Annotated in this window: 12 protein-coding genes; all 12 read right to left on the bottom strand. The window is 44.6% G+C overall.

Annotation, left to right across the window (positions count from 1 at the left end):
- Nucleotides 1-22: 22 nt before the first annotated feature.
- Nucleotides 23-1,432 carry an NADP-dependent phosphogluconate dehydrogenase gene (gene gndA, locus RCF31_RS00370; protein ID WP_208715769.1) on the bottom strand — a complete coding sequence of 470 codons (1,410 nt, stop codon included), beginning with the start codon at nt 1,430-1,432 and terminating at the stop codon, nt 23-25.
- A 235-nt stretch (nt 1,433-1,667) separates the two neighbouring features.
- Nucleotides 1,668-2,486 (bottom strand): glycosyltransferase, encoded by an 819-nt coding sequence (locus tag RCF31_RS00365; protein ID WP_416412106.1) that lies wholly within the window; start codon nt 2,484-2,486, stop codon nt 1,668-1,670.
- A gap of 15 nt (nt 2,487-2,501) precedes the next feature.
- The gene (locus RCF31_RS00360; RefSeq protein WP_416412105.1) at nt 2,502-3,431 is read right to left on the bottom strand and encodes a glycosyltransferase family 2 protein; all 930 of its coding nucleotides are present in this window, start codon (nt 3,429-3,431) and stop codon (nt 2,502-2,504) included.
- A 6-nt stretch (nt 3,432-3,437) separates the two neighbouring features.
- Nucleotides 3,438-5,246: an HAD family hydrolase gene (locus RCF31_RS00355; protein ID WP_416412104.1), complete on the bottom strand. Its 1,809-nt coding sequence runs from the start codon at nt 5,244-5,246 to the stop codon at nt 3,438-3,440.
- Nucleotides 5,247-5,260: 14 nt separating this feature from the next.
- Nucleotides 5,261-9,304: a glycosyltransferase gene (locus RCF31_RS00350; protein WP_416412103.1), complete on the bottom strand. Its 4,044-nt coding sequence runs from the start codon at nt 9,302-9,304 to the stop codon at nt 5,261-5,263.
- Nucleotides 9,279-10,658, bottom strand: a complete 1,380-nt coding sequence (locus RCF31_RS00345; RefSeq protein WP_416412102.1) for an ABC transporter ATP-binding protein — start codon at nt 10,656-10,658, stop codon at nt 9,279-9,281. Before RCF31_RS00345 ends, RCF31_RS00350 begins: the two co-directional genes overlap by 26 nt.
- Complete coding sequence (locus tag RCF31_RS00340; RefSeq protein ID WP_416413188.1) at nt 10,648-11,484, bottom strand: ABC transporter permease; 837 nt, start codon at nt 11,482-11,484, stop codon at nt 10,648-10,650. The genes RCF31_RS00345 and RCF31_RS00340 overlap by 11 nt, the downstream gene beginning before the upstream one ends.
- A 116-nt stretch (nt 11,485-11,600) precedes the next feature.
- Complete coding sequence (gene rfbC / locus RCF31_RS00335) at nt 11,601-12,134, bottom strand: dTDP-4-dehydrorhamnose 3,5-epimerase (RefSeq protein ID WP_416412101.1); 534 nt, start codon at nt 12,132-12,134, stop codon at nt 11,601-11,603.
- Nucleotides 12,131-13,015: a glucose-1-phosphate thymidylyltransferase RfbA gene (gene rfbA, locus RCF31_RS00330; protein ID WP_299445610.1), complete on the bottom strand. Its 885-nt coding sequence runs from the start codon at nt 13,013-13,015 to the stop codon at nt 12,131-12,133. The genes rfbC and rfbA overlap by 4 nt, the downstream gene beginning before the upstream one ends.
- A gap of 40 nt (nt 13,016-13,055) precedes the next feature.
- Complete coding sequence (gene rfbD, locus RCF31_RS00325) at nt 13,056-13,943, bottom strand: dTDP-4-dehydrorhamnose reductase (RefSeq protein WP_299445608.1); 888 nt, start codon at nt 13,941-13,943, stop codon at nt 13,056-13,058.
- Complete coding sequence (gene rfbB / locus RCF31_RS00320) at nt 13,943-15,022, bottom strand: dTDP-glucose 4,6-dehydratase (protein WP_416412100.1); 1,080 nt, start codon at nt 15,020-15,022, stop codon at nt 13,943-13,945. Before rfbB ends, rfbD begins: the two co-directional genes overlap by 1 nt.
- A gap of 428 nt (nt 15,023-15,450) precedes the next feature.
- Nucleotides 15,451-16,464 carry a UDP-glucose 4-epimerase GalE gene (galE, locus tag RCF31_RS00315; protein WP_084875993.1) on the bottom strand — a complete coding sequence of 338 codons (1,014 nt, stop codon included), beginning with the start codon at nt 16,462-16,464 and terminating at the stop codon, nt 15,451-15,453.
- Nucleotides 16,465-16,500 lie beyond the last annotated feature (36 nt).

Genomic DNA, 16,500 nt, shown 5'->3' with positions numbered 1-16,500 from the left:
CCCGAGGGAAGCCTTATTATGATCAGTCCAGCCACTCAGTGTGGAACACACCGTCTTTATCGATACGCTTGTAAGTATGCGCACCAAAGTAGTCACGCTGAGCCTGAATCAGGTTGGCAGGCAGAACTTCTGAACGATAGCTATCGTAGTAGGCAATCGCTGCAGAGAAAGTCGGAGTCGGGATACCGTTCTGTACCGCATAAGCGACGACATCACGCAGTGCCTGCTGATATTCGTCAGCAATGTTCTTGAAGTACGGAGCCAGCAGCAGGTTGGCAATGTTCGCGTTTTCCGCGTAAGCATCGGTGATTTTCTGCAGGAACTGAGCACGGATGATACAGCCCGCACGGAAGATTTTAGCAATCTCGCCGTACTGCAGATCCCAGTTGTATTGCTCAGATGCAGCGCGCAGCTGAGAGAAGCCCTGTGCGTAAGAAACGATTTTGCCCAGATACAACGCGCGACGTACTTTCTCAACGAATTCAGCTTTGTCGCCGGTGAAGGCTTTCGCCTGCGGACCGCTCAGCACTTTAGATGCCGCAACACGCTGTGTTTTCAGCGAAGACAGGTAGCGGGCAAATACTGATTCGGTGATCAGAGACAGCGGTTCGCCCAAATCCAGCGAGCTTTGGCTGGTCCATTTACCGGTGCCTTTGTTAGCCGCTTCATCCAGAATCACATCAACCAGATATTTTCCGTCTTCATCTTTCTTGGTGAAGATATCTTTGGTGATGTCAATCAGGTAGCTGCTGAGCTCGCCGTTGTTCCAGTCAGTGAAAGTTTTCGCCAGTTCTTCGTTGGTCAGACCCAGCGCACCCTTCAGCAGTGCATACGCTTCTGCGATCAGCTGCATGTCACCGTATTCGATGCCATTGTGCACCATTTTCACGTAGTGACCTGCGCCGTCCGGACCGATATAGGTCACACAGGCTTCGCCATCTTCGGCACGTGCAGCAATTTTGTCCAGAATCGGCGCAACCAGTTCATAAGCTTCTTTCTGGCCGCCAGGCATGATAGACGGCCCCTTCAGAGCGCCCTCTTCACCACCGGAAACGCCAGTACCAATGAAGTTAAAGCCCTGGTCAGACAGTTCTTTATTACGACGGATGGTATCTTTGTAGAAGGTGTTACCGCCATCGATCAGGATATCGCCCTTATCCAGATGCGGGGTCAGCGAAGCAATGGTTTTATCAGTCGCTTCACCAGCCTGTACCATCAGCAGGATACGACGGGGTTTTTCCAGTGAGTCAACAAACTCTTCAATGGTGTAGTAAGGCGCGAGTTTCTTGCCCTGATTCTCAGCAATGACTTCGTCAGTCTTTTCACGAGAACGGTTGAAGATAGATACAGTGTAGCCGCGGCTCTCAATGTTAAGCGCAAGGTTACGGCCCATTACCGCCATACCAACAACACCGATTTGTTGCTTGGACATTTCTTACTCCTGTCTGGATATAAAAGCTCTAACAGCTTTGGCCTTATCTAAGGGAAGTATCGATTACATTATCAATGACCGCACCATCATACATCACCAATGATGCTAAGTGCTCTCCCAAAAAACACGAATCGATAATTTCAAATCACTGATAAAAATGAGGTTTTAATTTGTACAATCTTGACCATCATGAGATTTTATCGTCCGTACAACCTCTTATTATCAGGATGACTTGTCAAACATTTCGTGCCTGAGGAAGCTCTGATAAACAACGCGTGTTCAACGCATCGCGGTCTGTATCCAGGAACCATCCCCACTTATTAAAGTAGCGAACAGCAGAAAAAACGTGGTACATCAGGAACTTGATATCACGATATGAGCGTCGCTGCGATTCATGCACCACGGTTGAACCAGGGCAATATTCAACCGGCAATGCCGATGTACAGACCCGACGGCTGAGATCAACATCTTCGAGATAGAGGAAAAAACGTTCATCGAAACCACCGGTCTTTTGCAGGGCCTGCCGGCTGATCAGCATAAAGCAACCTGACAATGAGGGTGCAAAAAAAGAGCAGCTGTAATCGGCCTGGCGAAGTTCGTAATCCTGATTCATTTTGTCAGCAAGTGACGAACCAAAGCGACGGACAAAAAGCTGCCATGGTGTAGGCAACAGCTTACAACCGTGCTGCAAACTACCATCGGGATAGACAACTTTTGGTATGGAAAGCCCTGTCTGCCGCTGCATGCTGAAGCTATAGAGCTTATCAACCTGCCCGGTAGTAAAAGAGATGTCTGGATTGCACACCAGAATGTAGTCGCAGTCCTGGTTGAACTTTTGGAATACCGCATTGTGACCGCTACCAAACCCACGATTGACCGCTAGCCTGATCACTTCAATTTTAGGGTGGCGTAAACCTTCCAGCCAGCTGCAATGACCACCGTTATCGACGATGCAAATCTTATCGATACTTTGCTCGGAAGATAACGATTCCAGCGTTTTTTCGATATCGGCCTGGCTATGGCGATATAAAACTAAGGAGGCAATAATTTTCACTCAAACACCAGTTGGTTACATACGGTTCAATAGTGTGTAAGACACAGTGGTTAGCGTACCAGCCAACTGTTGGTGATAGACACCAGACTGCCTGAGTAAACATAAACGCTGTATTAATGAGCTATCGCGGATCGCGAGAAAATCATTCAGTCTGCGTTGGTTCTCAGCAGTCATCTGCCCACCTATTAACCCCATCATGGCAATATTAGTATCATTCCAGGCAGCCTTTCGACCATGGTGTGCTTTCCGAAAATTAGCCATACGCGTCATAAGGCCCATGCCATTACCAATAACGTTGTTATCATGCTGACGATATAAAACGGTTGGTTTACGATCAAAGAAAACGCGGCCACCACAGGCTGTCACGACCAGGTACAATGCCCAGTCATGAATCACCATCTCGCCATCAGCTGCCTGTCTCAACAATTCACGTGCTTTATTATTGAACACCATGGTATTACCGCTGGCGATATTTTGCAGTAAAGCATTAGCGAATGAAGGAGGTTTAGCATAATCAGGAGAAAAGCCAATCTTTTCCCCTCCAGTGTTGATAAGTTCTGTCCGACTGCAATAGAGCGCAGGAACCTCTGGATCAACTGCATCAAGCCAGTTTACGGCCCGTTCTAACTTATCATTTATCCAGATATCGTCCTGATCAGAAAAAGCATAATAGGACGCATTAATATTTTCATTATTAATTAATGAAACAAAATTGCGACAAACGCCCTGCCGGGGACCTTCCAGCAGGTTAATAGACTGCGGCACAGACAGGGAAAAATCTTTAATGGCGCCTAAGCCCTGATCTGTGGATCCATCGTCTGAAGCCCATAAAGACCAGTTGCTGTACGTCTGTCGCTTATAGGAGTCCAGTTGCTGATTGATGAAATGGGCACCATTATAGGTGCCCAGCAGAATAGCAACAGAAGATGAAGACTTATTAGTCATAAGTTTTCACGGCTTTTTAAAGTAATCTGCGAATTTCATGGTTTGATTGCGTGAACTGGCCCATGAATCGAAATTCTCGATTTGTCCAAAAAGAGGATCATTGCGCCAGTTGTCATTTGTGACCAAATCAATCATCGGTTGGGCTAATTGCAGTGGTGAAAACCGCACGTTGATCTTCTTAGAGAAGGACAGATAATCTTGTGTAAAAGAGGCCAATCCATGATTAAGGCTTGAAATGATCTCATTGTGATTCTTCGCTTTGGCGCGACCAACGTCCGCAACCGCAATTACACGATTTCTGAGTGGATTATAGCCAATGATGGTTTCATGGGGAGCGGAGAAGAATAACTCGACCGCCATCCGATTTTCATAAATTTTATCAACAATCTGTGGGCTGACAGACTCGGTGTTGACCAACGCTTTCATAACATGTTTGCTTTCACGACGTCTTTTCTCGGGGGTATTTGCCAGGCAAAAGTAATACCCCACAACTTCAACATCCATGAAGCTCTTAACGATCTGTTCGAAGGCTTCCTGTGTTGTTCCACTCCAACCAACATCGACCATACCAATTTTATCGCCCGGTTTAATACCTAACTCACGTAGGTACATGAACAAACCACGGCGATTTAGCTGACAGACTTTGAGTATCTCTGTACGGTAAGCTGTGAGGAACTTACTCACCAACTCATAATTATCTGGGGCAATAATCGTGCTGGCAGGAATTCCTATTGATTGCATCACCTCATCATTCGGAGGTTCAACACCAATTCTTTCTAATAATTCTCCCGGGGAAAGCCCGTCAGAACCTGACATAAGAAAAGGGATGTGACTGATAAAATTTTGCTCAGTTATCAGTGCCAGGTTGAAAGCGATTCTTGAACCCATGAAATAGTCAAAAGATGGCAATTTATCTTTAAAGTACTCCTTCGCAAGCAGTTCAAGCGAATAACCATCACGCGAGACAAAGAGTAACTTAGTGATACCATCGGTAATGCACTGTAATTTTATCCACTTCAAAAAACCCCATGTCGCAGGAGCCTGGAACTTATAGCCCAACTCACTGAAAGTTCCGACAGGAATAATATCCTCAGAGCGGGTGCGATGTAACCCACTCACGATTGAACCAATTAGGGATTGCCCCCTACGCTTATTGGCTAAATGCTCGGGATTATAATGCCAGGTTAGGATACCTTTCTCACCCGGTCGAATAACATCAGCGGTTTGATTATCACCGATGTGCAATATTTCATCGGGTTTAACAGACAGTTCGCGGATTATGTTCTCAAAGATCTCCCCACTATCACGTTTGGTCGCATTCTGATCGGCTGAAATATAGAGAGGTACCTGTTTGATATTGTATTTCTCTAAGGCTTCGCTGAAAAAACCGGCATCAAAATACATATCGGAGGTAATGATCACCTTTTTACCCGCAGCGATCATTTCATTGAAGAAACTCATAATAACCGGGTTGGGCTCTACCAGGTCCAGCTCGAGAGAATATTCAGCCTCTTCTAATTCCAGACGAAGATGGCCGACTTCAGGAAAGTTATTATAAATATTTTTAAGATTAATCTCTTTACGACCTTCCTTAGTCATTTCGCGAAATGCTTCAGTCTGGGCTTTGCGGCGTAGCTTACGGAAATTGGCAAAATTATATTTAATACCAATAATATCAAATGTATCCTCAGGGTCATCAAAGGGTCTTAAGAAGAGCGTGTCAAAAAAATCAAAAGAGATTACCTTCGCATTTTTTGCGAGAAATCTCAGTGTGTAAAGGTCCTGCTCTCCCAGAGACTTATTTGATGTTATCATGTTATATATTTCCATTATTTCATGATCTCAAAATTATAACCATTAGGCGAAAGATTGCGATTAAAATAGGGGTCGAATTGATAGAATTCAGGGTGTTTGATATTTAACCGATTCAGTTCACCTTTGAGGCGTAAGGCTTTTTGCTCATCCATGTGATCAACACCACGTGATATTGATTCATGATGAATTAAGTTAACGCCCTGGCACATCACATTATAATAGCCTTTTGAACTCAGTGACATGCAAAGATCGACATCGTTGTATGCAATCGGAAATGATTCATCAAAGCCAGAAATTGCTTCGAATTTCTTCCGCTCCACCATCAGGCAGGCACCAGTCACAATCAACCAATTATATTCGATCTGATTACGCAGAAAATAACCTGGATAATCTTTATTCTGATGCAGGAAAGCATGGCTTGGGCCATTTTGCAGATTCAATACGCCAGCGTGTTGGATACTCTTGCCATCAGGATAGAGTAGCTTCGCACCAACAGCACCAACGTGTTCCAGTTGCGCATAACCGGCCATACGTTCCAGCCAATCTTCATGAAGAATCTCAGTATCGTCATTCAGGAATAGCAGAATGTCGCCAGCCGCATTAGAAACACCAAAGTTATTCAGCTCAGAGAAATTGAACGGAATATCATGTCGTAAGACAGTGATTTTCTCCTGTTCATTCAGTCTGGTTAATAACTCAAGCGTTCTCTCATCAACAGAACCATTATCAACAATGATTATTTCATAATTTTTGTAACGTGTTTTTTCTGTCAATGACTCCACACAGCGAGCCAGAACATTAACATTGTCGCGCGTCGGAATAATAATTGAAACCAACGGGTTATTAACAGGCTTATAATTTACCCTGAAATAGCCGTGATAGCCGGGTAATTCTTCAACTACCCCTTGTAGCTGACGGCGTTCAAGGGCCTGTTCACGTACGGCTTTTGAAGCTGCAAGGACGTAAGGCTTCGCAGTAATATCAGAGGCAATAGATGCAGGTATAATGCGCCAGTGATATAACACCTTCGCAATATGACTGATTTTATCGGTCATTTCCGAAACGCGTAATACGAAATCCCAATCCTGGCAACCATCAAACTCAGACCGCAAACCACCCAGTTGCTTCGCCAGTGCCGTCCTTACACAGGAAACATGACATGTATACATCGTACTCATCATGGTTTCTGGCGACCAATCAGGTTTGAAATGCGGCTGAGTATAATTTCCGTCTGGCGTTAATTTATCTTCATCGCTATAGATGAAGTCTGGATCTTCCCCATTAATGCATTTCACCAGCTCAAACAAACAGTCATGAGTCAGTTCATCGTCATGATCAAGAAAAACAATATAATCTCCGGTAGCGTTATCTATAGCAGCGTTAGTGGCTCCAGCAATACCCTGATTTTCTCTCAAATGAACGACTTTAATTCTTTCGTCAGATTCAGCGGCTTTTTTAAGCACCGGAACAATTTCAGGACGTGGACTGGCATCGTTAGCCAGAATCAACTCCCAGTTGCCATACCATTGCTCCCTGACCGACGATACCATCAGTTCAAAAAGTTCCAGTGGGGTATTGTAGATTGGAACGATTATCGAAAACTTAGGTTTCAGAGATAATCCAGCAACGATATCATCATAATAGAATGGCTTCTTCGCCGGGATATAGATGTATTCATCTGGCGTTACTGCCAGGCTATATCCAGATTTGCCGTTGTGGTTGATAAATGCGGGATGTGCGTAGGTAGCAAATGAGCCAGCCGTTTGCCCTGTGACAGCATTATATTCAGGATGATGTGTAAATCCACGCGGGTACAGCTTCATCGCAATAGTCAGCGCTTTATGGCGATATTTGAGCGGCAAACGATAGTAGCTTGCGCGCGCCAGACGCCTCGCACTCACCTTCAAGGTGCTAAGCGCTCCATTACGTGCACTATGCTGTTTGAAACTGTTGAACGCTAAACCAACTTTAACCTTCAAAGGCTGTAGCAATCTAAAAGCATACATAAAGACTCGCTTTACCGGCGCACGAAAGCGGACAGGTAAACGGCGTCCAATCACACGTAAAGGAGACGTCAGCCTCCAACTAAATGAATTGAGTATTTGCTGCATATCGGCATGATATTGCCCCAGCAAGCGTTGCTGATGGGTATGTTCTGCAGCATAGGATTGATTAACTCTTTCTAATTCATTTTTAGCATTTTCCAGCTCTGTAATGGTTTCACTGAGCGTGGCGATTTGACGATTTTTGTTATAAATATCCAGTGCTAATTCACCGGAGTAATCTTCTGATCTGGCCAATACCGCATTCAGTTGGTTAATCGCACTGGCCGCTTCAGCCTGAGCCGCTTCAAGTAAATTGATATTAATTAATTTCTTAGCACGAACTACTAAATTCAATGACTTAAGTGTTTCGTAAATTCGACTTTCATCATCATGCTGTACATGCCCAAGAAATTCAGCTTCCTTATGAAGATAAGTGTCATAAACTGTCTTATCAACGCTAAAGCCCATATCATTTATAATAATATAAGTCAGCTCGGAAATATTGACGGTAGGGCAAAGATCACTATGGCTTAATGATGTAATACGCAACAGCGAATGGAAAATACCACGGAAGGCAATATAGCCAAGCGTTGGCATGTTGCTGGTCCACTCAAGATCAAAAAAGTGATATTCACCGGATTTTGGTGAGATGACGTTGAATGGCAATGCATCCTGATAAGAATCAGGCAATATGATGTCTTTATCAAAAGTGACGGGTAGTTCCGCAATGTTTAGTAGTTGTTTTATCCATTCCTGCGCCCACGCTGAAACCTGAGAGAGTTCCCAATTTGGTCGATTCAATAAATGTGTTAATTCAAACCATAATGAATTACCTTGGTAAAAATCAGTGATACTTGTTGCGTCTTCATCACCTGGCACTACTTCAGCAGCATCTTTTTTACGCGTATGTACCCGCAATGCTCCATCATCATGTCGAATAAATTCGATGGTTTTACTAAATTCAGCTAAGCGAACATCAGAATAATGGATGGCAGCAACATCTTCTAAAAGTGTTTCCTGTTCATTTTTAGCCGAGATCATTAAAAATGAATTAGCAAGGTCCACAGCCAGTTTATTATTCCAGACGTTGCGAGTCCCCTGCTCTGCCGAAAAAACATGCTCAAAAGATAATTGTTGATCTTTATGAATACTTTCAACAGCAAGCTGACAGAGTTCAGGAGAATAGTCACGCCAGCCAACTGGCGTCACAATAGAAGTTGGAAGTTTATAGTCGGGAAGTGGCAGGAATTCCTGGGTATTGATGAATCCGGCTGTACACAGCTTCGCAATTAACTCCTGGCGACCAAAAGTTACCACACTTTTGTCAGTGTAAGAATTATTAATACCAAACATCGGCTGGTTTACATGATCTTCATGTGCACCAGAAAAATACTTGATACCAAGTTTATTCTCAATCGCAACAAAGAGTTTACCTTCATCACTCAGGCGGCTATAACACTCAGCCAGTAACTTATCTTCACCGTTAACGCCAACAAAAACGCGTGAGTACTCAAGCACACCAATCAGTAAAACAAAGTCAAACTCACCCAGGTCAGGCAATTTATCGGCTGGATTACAAATAATTTCCACATTATCCAGATCTCGACAACGGGCTCTGGCGATGCTTGCACGTCTGAAGCTGCCTTCAACGGATACTACCTGAGCACCTGATTCCCCAAGAAAGCGGCTAATTGCGCCACAGCCACACCCAATTTCAAGCACTCTCTTGCCATGGAATAAATGACTAAATGGACGTAATAGATTGGCACGACGCGGACTTAAATGATACGTCGATGGCCAATCAATCATTTTTTCCGCAAGTTCATCAGAGGTGACACTTAAATCTAAAGCATTAGACACTACATTTAATATGTAATTTTCTGCTTCGTCGCCGTCATTGTAGCCGAATTCTGCCATTTTCTCTGGAAACCATACACCGCTATCGTCCTTTTGGCGAAATCCAAATTGCTTTAATACTTCGTTGATATCATTTTTCAAAGTTAATTCTCGCATTCAGATCAACTAATCCTGTAAATCTTTTGACAGGTCCTGCTGTAATATGTATAGAATCATAACGACGATCGTGGGGAATGATTTCTCCAGCAGTGTTACTGCTGGCAATACCTACAGAAATGAAATAGTCACCCTCAGACAATTGATTATGCATTTTTAAAGAAACAATAATCTCACTGTCGGCCACACCTTCATCAAGAACTGGCACCGATTGCCACTCCGAATTGGTATTATAAATCGTTACACCTTCTTTGGTTTTAACCGCAAAGCCAAAAATAGGACGAAAAACGGTATGATTAAATCGGACTTTTAAAGCTAAAATACATTCTTTAGCCGGATCCAGGACGGTTGGGTAAGCTATGTCATTCTGTTCAAGATAGAAATCGATAATTTCTGCTGCTTTGTCACCCCAGCGGTACTCGGTAGGGTTATAATTCGCTCGTTCATGGTAAGCACCATTCAACAATGCGTTGAATTCACTTTCTTCTGACTTATTATTTATTTCTCTTGTCAGTCGATCGCGCTCGCCTTTAGCAGCTTCTTCTATCTGCTCATCAACTTTTTGTCTCTCATCATTACCGCCGTTTTTCTTACCAAAAAGAATATCGAGATATTGGTTAACGATATCTTTAGGTTTTCCGACCGCCTGGGCAATGCCGCTATCAAGTAATACCGCACTATCACAATGCGTGACTATCTGCTCAGTAGCATGAGAGACGAATAAAATAGATGTCCCGTTTTGTTTTAATTTTTTCAGGCGCGCAAAACATTTAGCCTGGAATTTTGCATCCCCAACTGCAAGGGCTTCATCGACAATAAGGATTTCCGGATCGATCTGGGCCTGTACTGCAAAGGCCAGACGCACCAGCATACCACTCGAATAGGAACGCACCGGAGAATCGATAAAACGTCCAATATCAGCAAAGGAGAGAATATCATCTAATTTATTTTCCGTTTCCTCCCTGGTCAGTCCCAGTAAGGAGGCATTTAGATAAACGTTTTCTCTACCGGTGAAATCACTATTAAAACCCGCGCCCAATTCAAGAAGCGCCGCGACTCGCCCATTCACATTGACCGTTCCGCTTGAAGGGCTTAACGTTCCCGCAATAATTTGTAGCAGTGTAGATTTTCCTGAACCATTGCGCCCTACAATCCCCATAGTTTGCCCTTTTGGCAGAACAAAAGAGATATCACGTAGTGCCCAAAAATCGTCGTGATAAACCCGGGCTTCCTTACCAAAAGCCCTGTCGATACGCGGGAAAATAAATTGTTTCAGCCGGCGTGCTGGGTTTTCATAAACCTGAAAGCATTTACTTACGCCATGAATCTCAATCGCATTTTCATTAAAGGACATCTGCAAAGCCTTTTCGAGTTTTCTGGAACCAGATAAAACAAATCCACATCAAGAAAATCGCACCAATCGAATAAATTGCCAAACCCTGAAAATCTGGAATTTTGCCCCAAATCAATACATTTCTTGCCTGTTCAATAATGAACGTCAGTGGATTGAGCATAATAACTGCTTGAAATTCTTTTGGTAGTGCGCTGACCGGATAAAATATTGGCGAGAGGAACATCAATATCATAGTGATAATAGCAATAGTTTGTCCAACATCTCGAATAAATACGCCAAGTGAAGAAAGAAACCAGGAAAACCCGAGTGCAACGATAATCAATGGAAAAAAAACTAACGGAATAAATACCACTGTCCAGTGAATGAAGCCGTTAAAAATCACGAACGCGATGAGTAACACCAGTAGACTGATTAAAGAGTGAAAAACAACACCGGCCAAACTGGTAATTGAAAGTGTCTCCAGCGGGAAGACTACTTTCTTAACATAGTTCACGTTCCCTATGATTAATGTTGGGGCACGCATTAATGTTTCAGCAAACAGTGTATGAACAATCAACCCAACAAAAAGTATAACAGCAAAATCTGTTTTTGACTCTCCAGCAGTACCCGTTCCCCATCGAGCCTTGAATACTACCGAGAAAACGAATGTATAAACTGTCAACATTAATATGGGGTTAATGAAAGACCAAAGCAACCCCATAACAGAACCTCGATATCTGCCTGTTATTTCTCGTTTAGTCATCTGAAATATCAGATTGCGATTCGCGCATACACTTTTCAGTAGTGCGAACATCGATGAAGATTTTATAGAATGCGGGTCCATTATAAATCCATTACTATCAGTACCAGACGTCTGTTAATCAAAAGGAAGCTTTACTCGTTCACTGATGTATTGAAAAAAGCTCAGCAAAGAAAACCTTGCCCGGACTTTTTTCTTATTACTCACAGCAGCTCAGAAAGTAATTTTCCACACTTATCTTTTTCTGAAAGAAGTGGTGATTCCATCGGCCACTCAATTCCGATTTCCGGATCGTTCCACAGTAAGCAACCTTCACTGCCTGGGTCATAATAGTTCGTACATTTATATTCAAAGTCAGCGAAGTCAGAGATCACCACAAAACCATGCGCCAGGCCCGGTGGAATCCAGAATTGTGTTTTATTCTCTTCAGAGAGATACACACCAACCCACTGCTTAAAGGTAGGTGATTCAGGGCGAATATCAACTGCTACATCAAATACTTCGCCTCTTACCACTCTCACCAGTTTTCCCTGCGGATTTTCACGCTGGAAATGTAATCCGCGCAAAACACCTTTAGAGGACCGCGAATGGTTATCCTGAACAAAATCACCCTCAATATTCAGAGCTGACAGGTAACGTTCTTTCTGAAAGGTTTCCAGGAAAAAGCCACGCTCATCGCCAAATACTTTCGGCTCAATAATTTTTACATCCGCAATTTTCGTGTCGATAATCTTCATACTAACTTACCTTCATACAGCGCCATCAGATATTGGCCATATTTGTTCTTCATCATAGGTTCGGCCAGAGATTTCAAACTTTCCCGGTCAATAAAGCCCATGCGATACGCAATCTCTTCCGGACAGGCAACCTTCAAGCCCTGGCGTGTTTCGATGGTTTGAATGAAGTTATTTGCTTCAATCAGGCTTTCATGAGTTCCGGTATCGAGCCAGGCGTGGCCGCGTCCCATAATTGAAACGGAAAGCTCACCTTTCTCCAGATAGAGATTGTTGATATCGGTGATTTCCAGCTCGCCACGCGGAGAGGGCTTGAGATTTTTAGCCATTTCAACCACGCTGTTGTCGTAAAAATACAGGCCGGTCACAGCATAATTACTTTTTGGCTCTTTGGGCTTCTCAACCAGTGAAATAGCTTTTCCTGTTTTATCGAACTCAACAACGCCATAGCGCTCTGGATCATGAACGTGATAGGCAAAAACGGTTGCACCCTGCTCTTTATTCGATGCCTCTTCCAACTGCTTATAAAGATCGTGGCCGTAAAAAATATTGTCGCCAAGAATCAAAGCACAGTTATCATCGCCCACAAACTCTTCACCAAGGATGAATGCCTGAGCGAGTCCGTCCGGACTTTCCTGAACTTTATATTGCAGGTTTAATCCCCACTGGGAACCATCGCCCAGCAGGCTTTCAAAACGCGGAGTATCCTGCGGTGTACTGATGATCAAAATATCCCGAATCCCCGCTAACATCAGGGTGCTCAACGGATAATAGATCATAGGTTTGTCATAGATAGGCAATAACTGCTTACTGACCGCCATTGTTACAGGATAAAGGCGTGTTCCTGATCCACCCGCGAGAATTATTCCTTTTTTACTTTTCACAACGTTTACCCTTCAATTTGTTAATCTGATGTCACAACATTCAGTTATATAATTCATCCAGCATACGAATCACCCCGAACTGCCAATCCGGCAAATTAAGTTCAAATGTGGCAGTGAACTTATCTGTACTGAGGCGGGAGTTAGATGGTCGCTTAGCGGGTGTTGGAAAGGCCGAGGTTTCAACTTTATTTACGGTTGCAACTTTCAGCGGCAAACCTTTTTTCCTGACATGTTCAATAACCGTTTCAGCATAGGCATGCCAGGTCGTAACACCTGAGGCAATAAGGTTATAAATTCCAGACTTTTCAGGTTGCGCGACTGTCATACGAATCGCATGAGCCGTGCAATCTGCAATTAATTCGGCACCTGTTGGCGCTCCGTACTGATCATCAATTACCGATAATGACTCGCGTTCCTGAGCAAGGCGGATCATGGTTTTCGCGAAGTTATTTCCTTTCGCGGCATAGACCCAACTGGTGCGGAAGATAAGATATTTTTCAGCGACGCTGATAATCGCGTCTTCACCTTCAAGCTTGGTCAGTCCGTAGGTATTTAGCGGTGCCGTGGCGTCCGTTTCCTTCCACGGTCTGGTACCGCTGCCATCAAAGACATAATCCGTTGAGTAGTGAACCACTAAGGCGTTAATTTCTTTCGCCGCTGCTGCCATCGCTTTGACGCTGGTAGCGTTGATCAGCCGGGCTTTATCAACTTCGCTCTCAGCTTTATCCACGGCGGTATAAGCCGTCGCGTTAACAATGACATCAGGTTTGAGCTTCAGGATACTATCGGCAATACCCACTGGGTTTTCGAAATCACCACAATAGTCCAGAGAGTGACGATCCAGTACCACTACCTTACCTAATGGTGCGAGCGCACGCTGCAGTTCCCAGCCGACCTGGCCGTTTCTGCCAAATAACAAAATATTCATTATTTGCGATTCTCATAGTTTTCTTTTAGCCAGTTCTGATAGGCACCACTTTTCACATGCTCAACCCATGTCTGGTTATCCAGGTACCATTCAACGGTTTTCCTTAATCCGCTTTCAAACGTTTCCTGAGGTGACCATCCCAGCTCTTTCTTGATCTTCTCAGCATCAATGGCATAACGACGATCATGACCCGGACGATCCTGGACATAAATAATCTGCTCTGCATAAGACGCAGCTTTCGGGCGCAGTTCATCCAGCAATTCACAAACCTTCAATACCACATCAAGGTTTTTCTTTTCGTTATGCCCGCCGATGTTATAGGTGGTGCCGGTAGCAGCTTTAGTCACCACGGTATAAAGCGCGCGGGCATGATCTTCAACATAGAGCCAGTCGCGGATCTGGTCACCTTTACCGTAAATCGGCAACGGCTTCCCTTCCAGCGCATTGCTGATAATCAACGGAATAAGTTTTTCCGGGAAATGGTAAGGACCATAGTTGTTGGAACAGTTGGTGACAATCACAGGCAGGCCGTAGGTACGTCCCCAGGCGCGAACTAAATGATCGCTGGCCGCTTTAGTCGATGAATAGGGGCTGCTTGGTGCATAAGGGGTGGTTTCAGTAAAAAGCGGTAAGTCGCCGGCCATTTCATCCGGGTGCGGAAGATCGCCATAAACTTCATCGGTAGAAATATGATGAAAACGGAATGCGTCTTTCTTTTCGGCAGGCAGCGAAGACCAGTATTGACGGCTCGCTTCCAGCAATGCGTAGGTACCCACAACATTAGTCTGGACAAATTCAGCAGGGCCAGTAATTGAACGGTCGACGTGGCTCTCAGCAGCCAGATGCATTACCGCATCGGGTTTAAATTCATTAAAAACTTCCTGCAACCCAGCACCATCACAAATATCAACTTTTCTAAAGTTATAGCGTGCGCTTTGGCTGACTGCGTCAAGAGATTCGAGATTGCCAGCATAGGTCAGTTTATCAACATTAATCACTTCATCATTGGTATTGTTGATAATGTGGCGAACCACCGCTGATCCGATAAACCCTGCACCACCCGTAATTAAGATTTTCATAACGTCTCGTTTATCCCGACTTACTCAGTAAGACTTACACCAAAATGAAATGGAAAATGCCTGTCTAACAGGCACGCTACCGCCCCTGGGTTACAGCTCCCACATAGCTGAGACGGCATCAAATTGCAGAAGCGGCATATCAAACTTATTTGCAGCTATCTTTCTGAATAATCACTCGTTTATCAAGGTAATTAATAAAGGGGGATTATCTTTAAACAGTTATTAATTCTATCACTCACTAAGATCAATGACGAATAAATTGCATTTCTCATCGGGGAGTTAGTGCAAATATTGACCGCTGTGTAGCGCGGAAGATGGTTACTGAGTCACAGAATCAACTCAATCAGATTTTGATGAAACAGGCGTAAGCCTGATTATATGAGAGGGATGGAAGAGATTGGCGGGTTGTAAACCCGCCGGGGAAGAGATTACTTAAACCCATTCGGGTTTTTTGACTGCCAGTTCCAGGTATCACGCATCATCTCATCGATGCCACGCGTCACACGCCAGTCCAGCTCGGTGTTCGCCAGCGATGCATCGGCCCAGAACGCAGGCAAATCACCATCACGACGCGGTTTAAATTCAAACGGGATCTGTTTTCCGGAAGCCTTCTCGAAGGCCTTAATCATTTCCAGCACCGAGAAACCTTTGCCGCCACCCAGATTGTAGGCTTTATAACCGGTGACCTTCGGCAGATGATCCAGCGCTTTGAGATGACCTTCAGCCAGGTCGACCACGTGGATGTAATCACGCTGGCAGGTGCCGTCTGGCGTATCGTAGTCATCGCCAAACACACCCAGTTTGTCCAGACGGCCAATCGCCACCTGAGCAATATACGGCAACAAATTGTTCGGGATACCAGCAGGATCTTCACCGATTTCACCCGACTCATGCGCGCCCACCGGGTTGAAGTAACGCAAAGCAATCGCATTAAAGTTGCTATCCGCTTTGGCGAAGTCACGCATGACCAGCTCAATCATCAGCTTGGAAGTGCCATACGGACTGGTGGTACCGCCAATCGGCGTGGTTTCCACATAAGGAACCGGGGCATCAGCGCCATATACGGTGGCAGAGGAACTGAAGATAAAGTTCCACACACCTGCACTGCGCATCTCTTCCAGCAACACCACCGTACCGGAGACGTTGTTGTCGTAGTATTCAAGCGGCATACGGGTGGATTCACCTACCGCTTTCAGTGCCGCAAAGTGGATAACCGCTGAAATATCATTTGCAGCGAACAGATCACGCAGGCAGGCGCGGTCACGGACGTCACCTTCAACAAATACTGCCTTTTTACCCGCCAGCTTTTCAACGCGATCAACAGCTTCGCGCGAAGCATTACAGAGGTTATCCAGCACCACAACGTCGTCACCGCGCTGAAGCAGCGCCAGCACCGTGTGAGAGCCGATGTACCCTGCTCCACCCGTTACCAAAATAGCCATGTTTACTCCTTTCAGCCGCGCAATGGCGCGGCACAC

The organism is Pantoea sp. App145, assembly GCF_047947045.1.
Classification (GTDB): Bacteria; Pseudomonadota; Gammaproteobacteria; order Enterobacterales; family Enterobacteriaceae; genus Pantoea.
This window is presented reverse-complemented; position numbering and strand designations above follow the sequence as displayed.

Bases quoted from the DNA above. Each gene is read 5' to 3' on its own strand.
- gndA (WP_208715769.1), bottom strand. From the start codon at position 1,432: ATGTCCAAGCAACAAATCGGTGTTGTTGGTATGGCGGTAATGGGCCGT.
- rfbD (WP_299445608.1), bottom strand. From the start codon at position 13,943: ATGAATATTTTGTTATTTGGCAGAAACGGCCAGGTCGGCTGGGAACTG.
- RCF31_RS00345 (WP_416412102.1), bottom strand. From the start codon at position 10,658: ATGTCCTTTAATGAAAATGCGATTGAGATTCATGGCGTAAGTAAATGC.
- rfbC (WP_416412101.1), bottom strand. From the start codon at position 12,134: ATGAAGATTATCGACACGAAAATTGCGGATGTAAAAATTATTGAGCCG.
- rfbB (WP_416412100.1), bottom strand. From the start codon at position 15,022: ATGAAAATCTTAATTACGGGTGGTGCAGGGTTTATCGGATCAGCGGTG.
- RCF31_RS00350 (WP_416412103.1), bottom strand. From the start codon at position 9,304: ATGCGAGAATTAACTTTGAAAAATGATATCAACGAAGTATTAAAGCAA.
- RCF31_RS00360 (WP_416412105.1), bottom strand. From the start codon at position 3,431: ATGACTAATAAGTCTTCATCTTCTGTTGCTATTCTGCTGGGCACCTAT.
- galE (WP_084875993.1), bottom strand. From the start codon at position 16,464: ATGGCTATTTTGGTAACGGGTGGAGCAGGGTACATCGGCTCTCACACG.
- RCF31_RS00355 (WP_416412104.1), bottom strand. From the start codon at position 5,246: ATGATAACATCAAATAAGTCTCTGGGAGAGCAGGACCTTTACACACTG.